The sequence below is a fragment of the Dactylosporangium sp. NPDC050688 genome (genome assembly GCF_040654515.1).
GTDB lineage: Bacteria > Actinomycetota > Actinomycetes > Mycobacteriales > Micromonosporaceae > Dactylosporangium.
In genome coordinates this window covers 23,560-37,734 of record NZ_JBFAIC010000026.1, presented here as the reverse complement: position 1 = coordinate 37,734, position 14,175 = coordinate 23,560, and the positions used below count along the sequence as shown (strand labels likewise).

The 14,175-nt window shown below is 72.2% G+C and carries 14 protein-coding genes and 1 pseudogene; 12 read left to right on the top strand and 3 right to left on the bottom strand.

The features are described from left to right. Positions 1 to 46: 46 nt before the first annotated feature. The 5 genes from AB0H83_RS24400 to AB0H83_RS24380 all read left to right on the top strand — a co-directional run bounded on the left by AB0H83_RS24400 (position 47) and on the right by AB0H83_RS24380 (position 5,080). Positions 47 to 679: a hypothetical protein gene (locus AB0H83_RS24400; RefSeq protein WP_360098145.1), complete on the top strand. Its 633-nt coding sequence runs from the start codon at positions 47 to 49 to the stop codon at positions 677 to 679. Beyond that, a complete protein-coding gene (locus AB0H83_RS24395) occupies positions 672 to 1,076 on the top strand; it encodes a DUF2809 domain-containing protein (RefSeq protein ID WP_360098143.1) in 405 nt (134 codons plus the stop codon). The genes AB0H83_RS24400 and AB0H83_RS24395 overlap by 8 nt, the downstream gene beginning before the upstream one ends. Before the next feature lie 65 nt (positions 1,077 to 1,141). After that, positions 1,142 to 3,955 (top strand): glycoside hydrolase family 9 protein, encoded by a 2,814-nt coding sequence (locus AB0H83_RS24390; protein ID WP_360098141.1) that lies wholly within the window; start codon positions 1,142 to 1,144, stop codon positions 3,953 to 3,955. 52 nt (positions 3,956 to 4,007) lie between these two features. Further along, positions 4,008 to 4,298 carry a hypothetical protein gene (locus AB0H83_RS24385; protein ID WP_360098139.1) on the top strand — a complete coding sequence of 97 codons (291 nt, stop codon included), beginning with the start codon at positions 4,008 to 4,010 and terminating at the stop codon, positions 4,296 to 4,298. 263 nt (positions 4,299 to 4,561) lie between these two features. Next, entirely contained in the window at positions 4,562 to 5,080 is a 519-nt protein-coding gene (locus AB0H83_RS24380) for an adenylyl-sulfate kinase (protein ID WP_360098137.1), read from the top strand. Positions 5,081 to 5,090: 10 nt separating this feature from the next. On the opposite strand, the gene AB0H83_RS24375 is transcribed toward AB0H83_RS24380, so the two are convergent. Then, the gene (locus tag AB0H83_RS24375) at positions 5,091 to 5,573 is read right to left on the bottom strand and encodes a quercetin 2,3-dioxygenase (protein ID WP_360098135.1); all 483 of its coding nucleotides are present in this window, start codon (positions 5,571 to 5,573) and stop codon (positions 5,091 to 5,093) included. A gap of 66 nt (positions 5,574 to 5,639) precedes the next feature. Here AB0H83_RS24375 and AB0H83_RS24370 point away from each other — a divergent pair, with 66 nt between their 5' ends. From AB0H83_RS24370 to AB0H83_RS24360, 3 genes are all read left to right on the top strand, one after another. Further along, positions 5,640 to 6,293, top strand: a complete 654-nt coding sequence (locus AB0H83_RS24370) for a helix-turn-helix domain-containing protein (RefSeq protein ID WP_360098133.1) — start codon at positions 5,640 to 5,642, stop codon at positions 6,291 to 6,293. Positions 6,294 to 6,376: 83 nt separating this feature from the next. Continuing rightward, a complete protein-coding gene (locus AB0H83_RS24365) occupies positions 6,377 to 7,213 on the top strand; it encodes a MerR family transcriptional regulator (protein WP_360098131.1) in 837 nt (278 codons plus the stop codon). 40 nt (positions 7,214 to 7,253) lie between these two features. Next, on the top strand, positions 7,254 to 7,736 hold the full coding sequence (locus tag AB0H83_RS24360; protein WP_360098129.1) for a GNAT family N-acetyltransferase: 483 nt from the start codon (positions 7,254 to 7,256) through the stop codon (positions 7,734 to 7,736). Between the two features lie 8 nt (positions 7,737 to 7,744). Here AB0H83_RS24360 and AB0H83_RS24355 read toward each other — a convergent pair whose 3' ends face one another. Continuing rightward, complete coding sequence (locus tag AB0H83_RS24355; RefSeq protein WP_360098127.1) at positions 7,745 to 8,407, bottom strand: DUF6882 domain-containing protein; 663 nt, start codon at positions 8,405 to 8,407, stop codon at positions 7,745 to 7,747. A 73-nt stretch (positions 8,408 to 8,480) separates the two neighbouring features. Continuing rightward, entirely contained in the window at positions 8,481 to 8,867 is a 387-nt protein-coding gene (locus AB0H83_RS24350) for a VOC family protein (protein WP_360098125.1), read from the bottom strand. Between the two features lie 127 nt (positions 8,868 to 8,994). Between AB0H83_RS24350 and AB0H83_RS24345 the strand changes: the two genes are divergently transcribed. The 4 genes and pseudogenes from AB0H83_RS24345 (at position 8,995) to AB0H83_RS24330 (ending at position 14,160) form a co-directional block, all read left to right on the top strand. Then, complete coding sequence (locus tag AB0H83_RS24345; protein ID WP_360098123.1) at positions 8,995 to 11,436, top strand: PQQ-dependent sugar dehydrogenase; 2,442 nt, start codon at positions 8,995 to 8,997, stop codon at positions 11,434 to 11,436. Beyond that, positions 11,433 to 11,903, top strand: a pseudogene (locus AB0H83_RS24340) (CBM35 domain-containing protein); the annotation flags it as partial. The gene AB0H83_RS24345 and the pseudogene AB0H83_RS24340, both read left to right, overlap by 4 nt. A gap of 33 nt (positions 11,904 to 11,936) precedes the next feature. After that, a complete protein-coding gene (locus AB0H83_RS24335) occupies positions 11,937 to 13,283 on the top strand; it encodes a cellulase family glycosylhydrolase (RefSeq protein WP_360098263.1) in 1,347 nt (448 codons plus the stop codon). Between the two features lie 91 nt (positions 13,284 to 13,374). Next, positions 13,375 to 14,160, top strand: coding sequence for a tRNA(His) guanylyltransferase Thg1 family protein (locus AB0H83_RS24330; RefSeq protein ID WP_360098121.1), 786 nt, complete (start codon positions 13,375 to 13,377; stop codon positions 14,158 to 14,160). Positions 14,161 to 14,175 lie beyond the last annotated feature (15 nt).

The following is a 14,175-nucleotide window of genomic DNA, read 5'->3' as shown; positions in this document are numbered from 1 at the left end:
GTCAGGTAACTCGGCGTGGTGGCGAGCGGCAGGCATACTCGGCGCGGTGAGACGATCAACCGGATGGCCCCTGGCCGCGGCGGCGCTGCTGCTGCTCGGCTGCCTCGGCCCGTTCGCGGACACCTTCGACGAGGCCGTCCAGGACACCCCCGCCGACTACGACGAGTGCTGCATCGACGCCGACCGGGCCCTGCTGGAGCGGCTCGCCGGCGTCCCGGTGACCGCGGCGGCCGGCGGCGACCTCGACACCGTCCGCATCGACGCCGTGGTCACCACCAGGCAGCTCGACGCCGCCACGGAACGCGACGTGTCCTGGGGCAAGGACGGCGACGGGCTCATCGCCAACACCGACACCACCGAATACGTCCTCGCCCTCGTGAGGCGCCCGGCGGGCGGCGACCAGAAGGCGCGGATCCTGACCACGGTGACCGTCTTCGCCCGCCCCGCCGACGCGTGGCGCACCAGCTGCCCGTCGGCGACCGCCTGTACGCTCCCGGCGGTGTACGAGTCCGCCCCCCTGGTCGATCCCTCCGACGGCAGCCCCGTCGCCTCCATGATCATTGCCATGCGGGTCCCCGTCGGTCATACCGTGCTGCTCACGACAGATCCGCCGAAGGCCGCCGGCCCCGCCGTCGACCTGCGCACCGGCCGCGCCGCGAAGTTCCCCGCCCGTGCGTAGCCGCCTGCTGGGCCTGCTCGGGGTCGCCCTCGCCCTCGCCGTCGCGTTCGCCGTCCGGGCCGTCGACGACGGGGCGCTGCGCCAGTACTCCGGCACCGCCCTCTACGCGTCGATGATCTACGCCGGTGTGTACGTGCTGCGCCCCCGCACCACCCCGCTCGCGGCGGGCGCGGCCGCGATCGCCTGGTGCTGGGCGGTGGAGCTCGCGCAGCTGACCGGCATCCCCGCCGAGCTGTCCTCCCGCAGCATCCTCGCCAGATATGCCCTCGGCGTGACGTTCGACGCCGCGGACCTCGCCTGGTACCCGGTCGGCGTCGTGCCCCTGGTCCTGATCCACCTGTTTCTCACAAGAAAGTTTCACGGCCTGACCTGGGCGGACGGCCGCGCGCGACGGTGAAACACCCGCTCCGGGGCGGTGGCGCGGTTCAATCCGCGCACCGCCACCAGGAGAGGAGCACCACCATGCGCAGGAGGATTCTCGGCGCAGTCGCGGCGCTCGGGGTCGCCGCAGCCACGACCGTCATGGCCGTGGCTGCCTCGACTCCGGCCCGGGCCGCCCCCGCGTACAACTACGCGGAGGCACTGCAGAAGTCGATCTGGTTCTACGAGGCCCAGCAGGCCGGTCCGAAGCCCGCCTGGAGCCGCGTCGGCTGGCGCGGCAACGCCGCCACGACCGACGGCGCCGACGTCGGTCTCGACCTGACCGGCGGCTGGTTCGACGCCGGTGACCACGTCAAGTTCGGCTTCCCCATGGCGTTCTCCACCACCATGCTCGCGTGGGGTGCCGTGGAGTACCGCGACGCGTACGCGCAATCCGGCCAGCTCACGCACCTGGTCAACAACCTGCGCTTCGTCAATGACTACTTCATCAAGGCCCACCCGTCCGCGAACGTCCTCTATGGACAGATCGGCTCCGGCAACCCCGACCACGCCTGGTGGGGCCCGGCCGAGGTGATGCCGATGGCGCGGCCCTCGTACAAGATCGACGCCACCTGCGGCGGGTCCGACCTCGCGGGCGAGACCGCCGCCGCCATGGCCGCCTCCTCGATCGTGATCCGCCCGACCGACGCCGCGTACGCCGACAAGCTCGTCACCCACGCCAAGCAGCTGTACGCGTTCGCCGACGCGGTACGCCGCAAGTACAGCGAGTGCATCACCGACGCGGCCAGCTACTACAACTCGTGGAGCGGTTTCAACGACGAGCTCGTCTGGGGCGCCATCTGGCTCTACCGCGCCACCAACGACGCCTCCTACCTCGCCAAGGCCGAGGCCGGCTACGACAACCTCAGCAACGAGAACCAGACCACGACGAAGTCCTACAAGTGGACGATCGCGTGGGACGACAAGTCCTACGGCGCCTACGTGCTGCTGGCCAAGCTCACCGGCAAGCAGCGCTACATCGACGACGCCAACCGCTGGCTCGACTACTGGACCGTCGGGGTCAACGGCCAGAAGGTGCCCACCTCCCCGGGCGGCCAGGCCGTCCTGGACAGCTGGGGCTCGCTGCGGTACGCCGCCAACACCTCCTTCGTCGCCCTGCTCTACAGCGACTGGCTCACCGACGCCACCCGCAAGGCCCGCTACCACGACTTCGGCGTGCGGCAGATCAACTACATCCTCGGCGACAACCCCCGGCACTCCAGCTACATGATCGGCTTCGGGGCCAACCCGCCGCGCAACCCGCACCACCGCACCGCGCACGGGTCCTGGACCGACCAGATCACCAACCCGGAGGTCTCCCGGCACGTCCTGTACGGCGCGCTCGTCGGCGGGCCCTCGTCACCGAACGACGCGTACACCGACAGCCGGTCCGACTACGTGATGAACGAGGTCGCCACCGACTACAACTCCGGGCTCACCTCCGCCCTGGCCCGCATGTACGGCGAGTACGGCGGCACGGCGCTGGCCGGCTTCCCGGCCGCGGAGACCCCCGACGGCGCCGAGATGTACGTCGAGTCGTCGCTCAACACCACCGGTAACGGCTTCACCGAGGTCAAGGCGATGGTCTACAACAAGTCGGCGTGGCCGGCCCGGACCCTCGACCAGGGCTCGTTCCGGTACTACTTCACCCTCGACGGCGCGACCACCCCGGCGCAGATCTCGCTGACCAGCGCGTACAACCAGTGCTCCGCACCGACCGGGCCGACCCTGGTCAGCGGCAGCACCTACTACGTCACGGTCAGCTGCGCCGGACAGAAGATCGCCCCGGCCGGGCAGTCCGCGTGGCGGCGCGAGGTCCAGTTCCGCATCTCGTCCGCGGGCACCTGGGACACCAGCAACGACTGGTCGTTCCCGGCCGGCGGCGCCACGCCCGGCCCGAACTCGCACATCACCCTGTACGACGGCGCCACCAAGGTCTGGGGCGACGCCCCCGGCACCGGCCCGGCCGACACCACGCCGCCGTCCACGCCCGGCGCGCCGACCTTCACCAACGTCACCTCGACGTCGGTCACCGCCAGCTGGGCCGCGTCCACCGACAACGTGGGCGTCGCGTCCTACCGGGTGCAGTCGGCGGCCGGGGTCGTCGGCACCACCACCGGCACGTCCGTCGCGATCACCGGTCTCTCGCCGGCGACCGCGTACAGCTTCACGGTCATCGCGGTCGACACCTCCGGCAACACGTCGGCGGCCTCGCCCGTCGGCACCGTCACCACCGCGCCGGCGACCGGTGACGTGACCGCGCCGACGAAGCCGGGCACCCCGGTCGCGTCCGGCGTCACCAGCAGCGGCGCGACCCTCACCTGGGCCGCGTCCACCGACGCCGTCGGCGTTACCGGCTACGACGTGCTGCGCCTCGGCGGCACCGCCGGACCGGTCGTGGTGGCCACCGCCACCGGCACCACCGCCACCGTCACTGGGCTCACCGCGTCCACCGCGTACCAGTTCGCGGTCCGCGCCCGCGACGCCGCCGGCAACCTGTCCACGCTGTCCGACCCCGTCACCGTCACCACGACCGGCACCTCGACGGGCAAGAGCTGCGAGGCGACGTACCGCGTCACCGACCAGTGGGGCGACGGCTTCAACGGCGCCGTGACCGTGCGCAACTCCGGCGACCAGGCCATCACCGGCTGGACCGTCACGTTCACGTTCCCCGGCAACCAGCGCGTCACCAACGGCTGGTCCGGTGTCTGGTCCCAGAGCGGCGCCGCCGTCACCGTCCGCAACGCCGACTGGAACGGCGCCCTGGCGCCCACCGCGTCGACCACGGCCGGTTTCAACGGCTCGTACTCCGGCACCAACACCGCCCCGGCCACGCTCACCTGCACCGCGAGCTGACCCGTTCGACGGCCCCGGCGCGTCCGCGCGCCGGGGCCTACCATTGGTGGCGATGAGCGACGTCGTGATCGACCTCGACACCCCGGCGTCCGCGGCCACGCCGCCGCCGGCGGGCCGCGGCTGGTCCAGGGTCGCCGCCGTGGCGGTCTTCGCGGTCCTCGCTGCCGCACCTGCCACCGCGCCCATGCCGGTGTCCGTCGGGCACCGGCTGCCGATCCCCAGCTACTGCACCGGCGCCCCGATGCCCGGCGGCCGGCTCAACATCGTCGAGGGCGACATCTACGTCATCCTGGACGGCCCCACCCGGACCGTCATCAGCACCGGCCCCTGCCCCCACCGGTGAGCGGTCCGGAGCGCAGCGGAGGAGCCGTGAACCATGGGCGCAGTGTTGGCTCGCGGCGGCGCCGGAGCGTAGCGGAGGTGACGGCGTGAGCGGTCCGGAGCGTAGCGGAGGAGCCGTGAACCATGGGCGCAGTGTTGGCTCGCGGCGGCGCCGGAGCGTAGCGGAGGTGACGGCGTGAGCGGTCTGGAGCGGAGCGGAGGAGCCGTGAACCATGGGCGCAGTGTTGGCTCGCGGCGGCGCCGGAGCGCAGCGGAGGTGACGGCGTGAGCGACCGCAGCGAGGTGCTGTTCCTCGGCGGCCGCTCCGGGGTCGGCAAGAGCAGCGTCGCCGCCGAGCTGCACGCCCAGCTCGCCGCCGCCGACGTGCGCCACTGCGTCATCGAGGGCGACAACCTCGACCTCGCCCACCCGCCGCCGTGGGAGCACCGTCTCGCCGAGCGCAACCTCGCCGCCATGTGGGCCAACTACCGCGCCCTCGGCTACCGCCGGCTGGTCTACACCAACACCGTCAGCGTCCGGCACGTCGACGCGCTCACCGCCGCGATGGGCGACGACCCGCGGGTCACCGCCGTGCTGCTCACCTCCACCGACGCGACCGCCCGCGAGCGCCTCGCCCGGCGCGAGATCGGCACCGCGCTGCAGCGGCACGTCGAGCGCGGCGACGCCGCCGCCAGGTCTCTCGACGCGTCGGTGCCTGCGTCGGTACACCGGATCCCGACCGACGGCAGGAGCGTCGCCGGCATCGCGACGGAGATCCTGGCCTTGACGGCCTGGCATCGTTGACCACTCGGGCTCACTGCCCGGGTGGCGGCCCGAGGAGCTCGATCGCGTGCAGGGCCGCGGCGTGCCCGAGGGCGGCGGGATCGACCGGCCCGGGGTCGGGCAGCCGGCGGGCCTGCGCGGGCTCGCCGACCGCCGCGGCGAACTGCTCGAACCCCGACGGCGTGGTGATCTGCAGCGTCCGCAGGGGTTCGCCCGCGCCGACGACGAACGTGTGCGGCAGCGTGGCCGGCAGCAGCACGAAGTCGCCGGGCCCGGCCTCCAGCACCTGCCCGTCGCAGTGGAACCGCGCCGTGCCCGACAGCACGTAGAACAGCTCGTCCTCCTGCAGGTGCCGGTGCAGCGGCGGCGCGAAGCCGGGCGGGTTGACGAACTCGACGACCGTGAGCCGCCCCCGCGTCTCGGCGCCGGTCGCCTTGACCGTCACCAGGCTGCCGAGGAACCACAGCGCCTCGCCCTCGCCGTCGCGCCGCACGTACGGCCGTACCGCTGCCATGTCTGCCATGGTCCCTCAATTCAACATACCGATGTCTAATGAATACGTTGGTAGTATGGCTGAACCATGGGCGATGTCAACGGCCGGCCGCGGCGGCGCTACCAGTCGTCCGTGCGCGAGGAGAGCGCGCGGCGCACCCGCCAGGCGATCGTGGACGCGGCCGGCGAACTGTTCGTCGAGCGTGGGTATGTCGTCACCTCGCTGGCCGAGATCGCCGTCGCCGCCGGCGTCGCCCGCCCCACCGTCTTCACCGCCTTCGGCTCCAAGCCCGCCCTCCTGCGGCAGGTGCTCGACCAGGCGCTCGCCGGCGACGACGCCCCAGTGGCCGTCGCCGACAGGCCGTGGTTCCGCCCCGTCTGGGACGCCACCACCCCCGGGGCGGCCCTCGACGCCTACGCCGACGCCTGCGTCGTCATCGCCCGCCGCGCCGCGCTGCTGTTCGAGACCGTCCGCAGGGCGGCCGACGACGCGCCGGAGGTCGCCGAGCTGTGGGACACCCTGCAGCGCAACCGCCGGGCAGGCGCGGAGATGGTCGTCAGGCACGTCCAGACGCTCGGCGACCTGGCCCCGGGGCTCGACACGCAGACCGCGACGGACACCCTGTGGATCTTCAACGATCCCGCCCACTACGCGGCCCTGACGCTGCAGCGCGGCTGGTCCGAGGACGCGTTCCGCCGCTGGCTGGCCGGCACCATGCGCCGCGCGCTCCTGCCCGGCTGACGGATGCCCCGAACGCACGGTTGCGACACAGGCAGCGGGGCAGGGGAGGGCGTCGAGCGTGGCGCGATCGGCAACCACGTGGAGTGGAACTCATTCCGGTGCGCGGTCAGCGCCACCCGGTCACCCGTTTCGAGCGCGGCGCCGGCGAACGCCAGGCCGAAGCCGCCCGGTGTCCCGCCCGTGATGAACCGGCCACCGTCGACCCGTTCACCGGCTACCGCTACTACGCCGCCGAGCAGATCCCGTCCGCCCAGGTCATCCACCGGTTGCGGGAGCTGGACGTGCCGCTGGCCGAGGTCCGCTCGATTCTCGCCGCCGACGACCCGCAGCAGCGCGTGGACCTCATCGCCGGGCACCTGCGCCGGCTGGAGGACGAGCTCGAACGCACCCGCGCCGCCGTCGTGTCGCTGCGCCGGCTGCTGCGCCCGGACCCGGACGACCTGCGGGTCGAGCTGCGCTCCGTGCCCGCCCGCACCGTCGTCGCCGTCCGCGGCCACGTCACGCTTCCGGACTCGACCAGCTGGTACGACACCGCGATGGCGGAACTCGACGCCGCCTTCCCGCCGGCCGCGCGCACCGGCCCGCCCGGCGGCCGCTACGCCAACGAGCTGTTCACCTCCGGCGCCGGGACGATGACGGTGTACCGTCCGGTCCGCGAACCCCGCACGACCGGCCGCATCGAGGTGATCGAGCTGCCACCGGCCGACCTCGCCGTCGCCGTGCACCCGGGCCGGCACGACGACATCGACGTCACGTACGGCCGGCTGGGATCATGGGTGGTGGAACACGCCCTGGCCGTCGACGGCCCGGTCGACGAGACGTACGTGGTCGGCCCCCTCGACACCCCGGCGCCTGCCGCCTGGCGCACCGAGATCGGCTGGCCGGTGTTCCGCCTCACCCCTGGTGAGCGGCCGGCTTAATCCTTTGTCCGCCGCTTGGCGGATGAGGATGATGCGTCCCATGGACTCTTCGCATGCGGTACGCGTGGACGCGGCGACCCTGCGGCGCGCGGCTCCGCGGGACGCCGGGGCGGTTGCCGACGTGCTCATCAGCTCCCGCCGGGCCGCAGGCGACGCCATCCCGCCCGCCGTCCATCCGGATGCCGAGACGCGGGAGTGGGTCCGTACCGTGGTCGTCCCAGCGTGGGAGGTGTGGCTGGCGGAGGACACCGAGGGCCGGCCGCTGGGCGTGCTGGTGCTGGACGGCGACTGGGTGGACCAGTTGTACATCGAACCCGCCTCCACCGGCATGGGGCTGGGTTCCCGCCTCATCCAGCTCGCGAAGTCCCGCCGGCCCGACGGGCTGCAGCTGTGGACGTTCGCGAGCAACACCGCGGCGCAACGCTTCTACCTCCGGCACGGTTTCGTCGTGGCCGAGACCACCGACGGGTCCGGCAACGAGGAGCAGGCCCCCGACATCCGTTTCGTCTGGCCGGGTCCGTAGCGCCCGCGCTACCGGCTGACGGTGCCGGACATGTTGCTGACCCGGCCCAGGGTGTCGAAGTCCACCCGCAGTGTCGAGCCCTCAGGGTGGTGCGCGACCAGGGCGGCCGGCGCCGCTTCCACGCGCCACGACTGCTGGTGCAGGAACGACTCCACGGCGACCCGGTGGTCCACGGGGAAGCTCTGCAGCATCTGCCCCAGCACGCTCAGCGCCCGCTCCGGCCGGACCGGCGCGGTGATCTGCGGCGGGGCGTCGTCGAGGTGGAAGAAGACCGCGCCGCCCGGGTACGGGCCGCGGTAGTAGCACCGGCCGGTCAGCCCCGACGCGACGAGGGCGAGGCGGTGGCCGTCCGCGCGGTCGAGCGGGAACGTGGGGTCGGTCAGCTCGGCGATGCCCTCGCGGTGGCCGTGGTCGCGCAGCCAGCCGCACAGCCGCAGCAGCGCCGGCGGGAGGTTGCTCGCCTCGTTGGCCCACGCCCACAGCCAGGTGCCGTCGCCGTGGCTCTCCGTGCCGAGCAGTTGGATGTGGTACCGCAGGTCGTCGCCGAACGTGACGGTGCCGGTGCCCAGGTCGAGCTGCCAGCCGCGGTCGCCGATCAGGTCGCCCAGGGCGAGCTGGCGGGCCAGCCCGGTCGCGACGTGCTCGGCAAAGAGTTGATCAAAACTCGGCACCGCTGCAGTGTGCCAGGTGATGTCAAAATGCGCGGTGTGACGCAGGACTTCTGGCAGGCCGGCGGCTGAAGGGTCAGTCGAGGCAGAACTCGTTGCCTTCGACGTCCTGCATGAGCTGGCACGACTCGTTCTCCTCGTCGGCCAGCAGGAGCTTGCCGCGGGTCGCGCCGAGCGCCTCCAACCGGGTGCACTCGGCCTCGAGCGCGGCCAGGCGCTCCTCGCCGACCAGGCCGGTGCCGGCCCGCACGTCCAGGTGGACCCGGTTCTTGACGACCTTGCCCTCGGGGACGCGCTGGAAGTACAGGCGCGGGCCCGCACCCGTGGGGTCGGCGCACGCGGCCCACGGGGAGTCGGGCGGCAGTGCCGGCATCTCGTAGCCCAGCACCTCGCACCAGAAGCGGGCCACGCGCACCGGCTCCGCGCAGTCGAACGTGACCTGGACCTGCCTGAGCGTCGCCATCAGCCCACCATAGTCGAGCCGCCGTGTGCCATTTCCCGGCGTCCCCTTGACCGCAATTGCAGGGATAAATATGGTGCGACATCTATAAGTAAACTTGACTAACAACAGTGCCGGGAACGGAGACCCCATGCACTCCCCACCGATCAGGCGCCTCCTCGCGCTCACCGCCGCCGTGGCCTGTGTCGCCGCCCTCCAGGTCGCCGGCGCCGCGCCCGCCGCCGCGGACACCGTCGGGCCGATCACCGGTGTCGCGTCCGGCAAGTGCGTCGACGTTCCTTCCGCCAGTACCGTCAACGGCACCCAGCTGCAGATCTACGCCTGCAACGGCACCGCGGCACAGACCTGGACCGTCGGCACCGACGGTACCGTGCGCGTGCTGGGCGGCAAGTGCCTGGACGTCGCCGGCGGGGTCAACGCCAACGGCACCAAGGTGCAGATCTGGGACTGCGCCGCGGGCAACGCCAACCAGCAGTGGACGTACAACACCTCGACCCGCGCGCTGACCAACCCCGCCACCGGCAAGTGCGTCGACGTGGTCAACGGCAGCACCGCCGACGCCGCCAAGCTGCACATCTGGACCTGCAACGCGGCGCTGGGCAGCCAGCAGTGGAACCTGAGCACCGGCCCGCCACCGGCGTTCACCGACTACCAGGCCGAGGCGGCGTCGATCACCCAGGGCGTGGTCGAGTCGAACCACGCCGGCTACACCGGCACCGGCTTCGTCAACTACGACAACGTCACCGGCTCCTCGGTGCAGTTCACCGTGTCGGTGACCGCGGCCGGCAACTACCCCCTGACGTTCCGCTACGCCAACGGCACCACCGTCGACCGGCCGATGGACATCGTCGTCAACGGCACCCCGGCCGCGCCCGGGCTGTCGTTCCCCGGCACCGGCGCCTGGCCCACCTGGGCCGAGAAGACCGTTACCGCCAGCCTGGCCGCCGGCACGAACACCGTGCGGGCCACCGCCACCACCGTCAACGGCGGGCCCAACCTCGACCGGCTGCGGGTCACCGCGCCGTCGGACAGCCAGCCGCCCACCGCGCCGGGCAACCTGCGGGTCGTCGGCGTCGTGCGCCCCACCGGCGTCGACCTGGCGTGGAACGCCGCGACCGACAACGTCGGCGTCAGCCGGTACGTCGTCTACAACGGCGGCAACGTGCTCACCGAGGTCGGCGGCAACATCCTCACCGCCACGCTGACGCTGCAGCCGAACACCGCCTACGTGTTCAGCGTGCTGGCCTACGACGCGGCCGGCAACCCGTCGCAGGGCAGCAACAACCTGGCGGTCACCACCCCGCCGAGCACCGACACCCAGCCGCCGAGCACCCCGGGCGGCCTGCGCACCACCGCGGTCACCGCCAGCACCGTGTCCCTGGCCTGGAACGCCGCCACGGACAACGTCGGCGTCCGCGGGTACCGGGTGTCGCGCAACGGCACGCAGATTGCCGACGTGCCGGACCTGACCGCGTCGGACACCGGGCTCAGCCCCGCGACGACGTACCAGTACACGGTCCTGGCGTACGACGCCAACGGCAACACCTCACCGGCCAGCGCGGCGCTGAGCGTCACCACGTCGACCCAGGCCGGCGGCGGCGACCCGGTCTTCGACCGCAACGTCAACACGCAGCTGGACCTGCCGTGGGGGATCGCGTTCCTGCCCGACGGCAGCGCCCTGGTCGCCGAGCGGGACCGGTTCGAGATCGTGCGGGTCACCGCCGCCGGGCAGAAGACGGTGGTCGGCACCATCACCGAGGCGGTCACCACCACCGGCGAGGGCGGCCTGCTGGGCCTCGCCGTCGGCCCCACCTTCGCCACCGACCACTGGGTGTACGCCTTCCACACCGCCGCGTCGGACAACCGGCTCGTACGGTTCAAGTACGAGAACGGCACCATCGGCGCGAGGGAACCCCTTGTCACCGGGATCGCCAAGAACCGGTTCCACAACGGCGGGCGGGTGAAGTTCGGCCCGGACGGCTACATCTACGTCACCACCGGCGACGGCCAGGACAGCAGCCGCGCGCAGAACCTCAACTCCCTCAACGGCAAGATTCTGCGGGTCACCACGACCGGAGCGGCCGCGCCCGGCAACCCGTTCGGCACCCGCGTGTACAGCTGGGGCCACCGCAACCCGCAGGGCCTGGCCTGGGACTCGCAGGGCCGGCTGTGGTCCTCGGAGTTCGGCGACAACACCTGGGACGAGCTCAACCTCATCACCCCGGGCAGCAACTACGGCTGGCCGACGTGCGAAGGGTCCTGCAGCAACCCGAGCTTCGTCAACCCGGTGCGGCAGTGGAGCACCTCGTCCGCCTCGCCGAGCGGCATCGAGATCGTCAACGACTGGATCTACATGGCGGCCGTGCGCGGTACCCGCCTGTGGGTCATGAAGATCACCGGCAACACCACCGACACGCCGCGGGCCTTCTTCAACGGCTCCTGGGGCCGGCTGCGGACCGTGGTCAAGACCCCCGACGGCGGCCTCTGGCTGACCTCCACCAACAACGACATGAACGGCGGTACCCCCACAGTGCTCAACAACGTCATCGTCCGCCTGCGGTTCGCCTCATGAGCGCGGTACACGGACGGCGGTGGCGCGTCGCCGGCGTCGTGTCGCTCGCCGCCCTCGCAGCGCTCGCCGCCGGCATCACGATCCCGGCGTGGGCCGCACCCACCCGCTACGAGGCCGAGTCGGCGACCGTCACGCAGGGCGTCGTCGAGTCCAACCACGCCGGGTACTCCGGCACCGGGTTCGTCAACACCGACAACGTGGCCGGCTCCGCGGTGCAGTGGACGGTGACCCTGCCCAGCGCCGGCAACGCCACCCTCACCATCCGCTACGCCAACGGCAGCGGCGCCGACCGGCCGGCTGACATCAGCGTCAACGGCACGGTCGTGGCCGCCACCGCGTCGTTCCCCGCCACCGGCGCCTGGACCACCTGGACCGGCAGGACCGTCACCGCGCTGCTGGCGGCCGGCACCAACACCGTCCGGGTGTCCGCCACCACCGCCCAGGGCACCGCCAACCTCGACTACCTCGACGTCGAGGTCGGCAGCGCGCCGGCCGAGACGCTGCTGTCGCGCGGGAAACCGGCGACCGCCTCGTCGATCGAGGACGCCACCCTGCCGGCCGGCAACGCGGTCGACGGCAGCACCACCACCCGCTGGGCCAGCGCCGCCGGCGCCGACCCGCAGTGGCTGCGGGTGGACCTCGGCGCGCCGTCCGCCGTCACCCGGGTCACCCTGAACTGGGAGGCGGCGTACGCGACCGCGTACCGGATCGAGGTCTCCGCCGACGGCGCGGCCTGGACCAGCGTGTACAGCACGACCACCGGCAACGGCGGCGTCGACACGATCTCCGGGCTCAGCGCCACCGGCCGCTACGTGCGCGTCGTCGGCACGGCCCGGGGCACCCAGTGGGGCTACTCGCTGTGGGAGTTCGAGGTGTACGGCACGGGCCCGAGCACCCCGCCGGCGGGCACCACCCCGGTCGCCGTCAACGGGCAGCTGCGGGTCTGCGGTGTGCGGCTGTGCAACCAGTACAACCAGCCGATCCAGCTGCGCGGGATGTCCACGCACGGCATCCAGTGGTACCCGCAGTGCGTCACCGACGCCTCGCTCGACGCCCTCGCCACCGACTGGAACGCCGACGTGCTGCGGGTGTCGATGTACGTGCAGGAGGGCGGGTACGAGACCAACCCGCAGCTGTTCACCGACCGGGTGCACGGCTACATCGAACAGGCCACCGCCCGCGGCATGTACGTCATCGTCGACTGGCACATGCTCACCCCGGGCGACCCGAACTACAACCTCACCCGGGCCCGCACGTTCTTCACCGCGATCGCCCAGCGGCACGCCGCGAAGACCAACATCCTGTACGAGGTCGCCAACGAACCCAACGGCGTCGGCTGGCCCGCGATCAAGAGCTACGCCGAGCAGATCATCCCGACCATCCGCGCCCAGGACCCCGACGCCGTCGTCCTGGTCGGCACCCGGGCCTGGTCGTCGCTCGGCGTGTCCGACGGCGCCACCGAGGCCGAGGTCGTCGCCAACAAGGTGAACGCGACGAACATCATGTACACGTTCCACTTCTACGCCGCCTCACACGGCAGCGCCTATCTCAACGCCCTGTCCCGCGCCGCCGACCAGCTGCCCATGTTCGTCACCGAGTTCGGCACCCAGGAGGCCTCCGGCGACGGCCCGAACAGCTTCACCCAGGCACAGGCGTACCTCGACCTGATGGCCGCCAAGAAGATCAGCTGGACCAACTGGAACTTCAGCGACGACTTCCGCACGGGCGCCGTCTTCACCACGGGCACCTGCGGCGCCGGCCCGTACACCGGCACCAGCCGCCTCAAGCCCGCCGGCGTCTGGGTCCGCGACCGCATCCGCACCGCCGACACGTTCCCCACCGGCTGACGGATCCGGGTGGGGTGGCCCGTGCGACCGCGGGCCACCCCACCGCGGAAAACCGCGTGCACGCTGGTGTGCGGGCGTGATGCGATCGGGTATGGGCATCGATCGGGACGGTCTGGGCGACCGGATGAAGGCCTATGAACGGGCGACGCAGGCGGTCCTGCCGCGGCGCACCCACACGCTGCTGCGCGTCGACGGCCGGGCGTTCCACGCGTACCTGCGCGGGGCGGTGAAGCCGTACGACGAGGTGTTCATGGCGGACATGGACGCCGTGGCGGCGGCGCTGTGCGCGGAGATCGCCGGCAGCGTGTTCGCCTACGTGCAGTCCGACGAGGTGTCGGTCCTCGCGGTCGACTTCGCCGGCGCCGGCACGCAGCCGTGGTTCGGCGGCGAGGTGCAGAAGTGGTGCTCCGTGGCCGCGTCGGTGGCGACGGCGACGCTGAACGCGCGGCGGCCCGGGAAGCTCGCGCTCTTCGACGCCCGGGTGTTCACTGTCGCCGACCCGGCCGAGGTGGCCCGGTACTTCATCTGGCGCCAGCGCGACGCGGTCCGCAACAGCGTCGCGATGGCCGCGCGGGCGGTGTTTCCGCAGTCGCGCCTGCACGGGGTGTCGTCCGGGCAGGCGCAGGAGATGCTGTTCGCCGAGCGAGGCATCAACTGGAACGATTACCCGGCCGGCTGCCGGCGCGGGCGGGTCGTGGTCAAGGAGTCGGGGGAGCGCGACGTGACGTTCGTCCACCAGCGCACCGGCGTCGAGCAGACGGTGACGGCGCTGCGCTCGTGGTGGGAGGTCCGGCCGGCACCACGCTTCACCGCCGAGCCGGACGGGTTCCTCGCCACCACGATCCCGGCGGTGCCGCCGCTCGGCGCCGCCGCCTGACAGCCGGCTTCCGCG

Coding starts and splice junctions, on each gene's coding strand:
- AB0H83_RS24390 (WP_360098141.1), top strand. CDS start 1,142: ATGCGCAGGAGGATTCTCGGCGCAGTCGCGGCGCTCGGGGTCGCCGCA.
- AB0H83_RS24385 (WP_360098139.1), top strand. CDS start 4,008: ATGAGCGACGTCGTGATCGACCTCGACACCCCGGCGTCCGCGGCCACG.
- AB0H83_RS24375 (WP_360098135.1), bottom strand. CDS start 5,573: ATGGCAGCGGTACGGCCGTACGTGCGGCGCGACGGCGAGGGCGAGGCG.
- AB0H83_RS24370 (WP_360098133.1), top strand. CDS start 5,640: ATGGGCGATGTCAACGGCCGGCCGCGGCGGCGCTACCAGTCGTCCGTG.
- AB0H83_RS24360 (WP_360098129.1), top strand. CDS start 7,254: ATGGACTCTTCGCATGCGGTACGCGTGGACGCGGCGACCCTGCGGCGC.
- AB0H83_RS24350 (WP_360098125.1), bottom strand. CDS start 8,867: ATGGCGACGCTCAGGCAGGTCCAGGTCACGTTCGACTGCGCGGAGCCG.
- AB0H83_RS24345 (WP_360098123.1), top strand. CDS start 8,995: ATGCACTCCCCACCGATCAGGCGCCTCCTCGCGCTCACCGCCGCCGTG.
- AB0H83_RS24330 (WP_360098121.1), top strand. CDS start 13,375: ATGGGCATCGATCGGGACGGTCTGGGCGACCGGATGAAGGCCTATGAA.